Origin of the sequence: Streptomyces aurantiacus (genome assembly GCF_001418335.1) — a bacterium.
Classification (GTDB): domain Bacteria; phylum Actinomycetota; class Actinomycetes; order Streptomycetales; family Streptomycetaceae; genus Streptomyces; species Streptomyces aurantiacus.
In genome coordinates this window covers 1-1,406 of record NZ_LIPP01000526.1, presented here as the reverse complement: position 1 = coordinate 1,406, position 1,406 = coordinate 1, and the positions used below count along the sequence as shown (strand labels likewise).

Here is a 1,406-nt window from a genome sequence, read left to right as displayed (position 1 = left end):
CGCGTCACAGGAGAACGTGAGAGGCCCACCACTCGTCGTCAAGGGGAACTCGCGTACTCTGTCGACCCACTCGCCTTTGTTGCGTGGGCCCGGGACATCGCTCCTCCCGGGCCGCAGCCGCAGGGAGTCCCCACCCAGCGGATCGCCGAACGCGAGGGAACATCTGGGAGGTACGTACATGTCCGGGACGACCACGGCCGCTGCGCGTCGCCGTCGGGAGACCGGGGCCGGTGCAAACCGCTGGGTCGTCCTTGTGGTGCTGTGTGTCAGCCTGCTCCTGGTCGCCGTCGACGCCACCGTGCTGCACGTCGCCGTGCCCGCCGTCACCGAGGACCTCACGCCCGGCGCGATGCAGCTGCTCTGGATCGTCGACATCTACCCGCTCGTCTGCGCCTCGCTGCTGATCCTCTTCGGCACGCTCGGCGACCGGGTCGGCCGCAGACGCGTCCTCCTCCTCGGCTACGCCCTCTTCGGCGTGGCGTCCGCCCTCGCGGCCCTCGCCGACAGCGCGCAGGTGCTGATCGCGGCGCGCGCCCTGCTCGGCGTCGGCGGCGCGATGATCATGCCCGCGACGCTGTCCATCCTGCGGGAGGTCTTCCCCGACCGGCACGAGCGAGCTCTCGCGATCGGCGTCTGGAGCGCCGTCGCCGCGATGGGCGCGGCCGTCGGGCCGCTCCTCGGCGGGTTCCTCCTCGAACACTTCTGGTGGGGCTCGGTCTTCCTCATCAACATCCCGCTGATGCTCGTCAGCCTCCCCGTCGGACGGCTGCTGCTGCCCGAGTCGAGGGGGAGGCGCGACGGGCCGTGGGACGTCGTCGGCGCGCTGACGGCCGCGGCCGGGCTCTTCGGCGTCGTCTTCGGCGTGAAGCGGCTCGGCGGCGGAGAGGCCCCGCTGAGCGTTCTCACGCTGGTGCCGCTGCTGGCGGGGGCCGCACTTCTGGTCGCCTTCGTACGGCGGCAGCGGCGGCACCGGCATCCGCTGGTCGACCTGAAGATGTTCGCGCGGCCCGCCTTCAGTACGTCCGTCGGGTGCATCGTGCTGGCGATGCTCGCGCTGGTCGGGCTCGAACTGATCGCCGCGCAGTATCTCCAACTCGTGCTGGAGCTGTCCCCGCTGGAGACCGGGCTGCGGCTGCTGCCGCTGACCTTCGCCGCGATGGCGGCGGGTCTTGTCGGGGCGAAGACGCTGCGGCGCTTCGGGCCGCGGACCATGGTCTGTTCCGGGTTCTGTCTCACCGCCGCGGCGGTCGTCACGCTCACCGCGATGGGGGCCGACGACAACGCTCCGCTGCTGCTGACCGGGTTCGTGATGCTCGGCTTCGGACTTGAGGTGACGCTCTTCGGGGCGTACGAGTCGATGCTGAGCGAGGCGCCGCCGGAGCAGGCCGGCGGCGCCTCGCTCAGCA

General features: G+C 71.5%; 1 protein-coding gene. It reads left to right on the top strand.

Going from position 1 to position 1,406, the window contains the following annotated elements:
- Window positions 1–178: 178 nt before the first annotated feature.
- The coding region (locus AOK01_RS39915) for an MFS transporter (protein ID WP_055520535.1) at window positions 179–1,406 on the top strand (1,228 nt) is incomplete at its 3' end.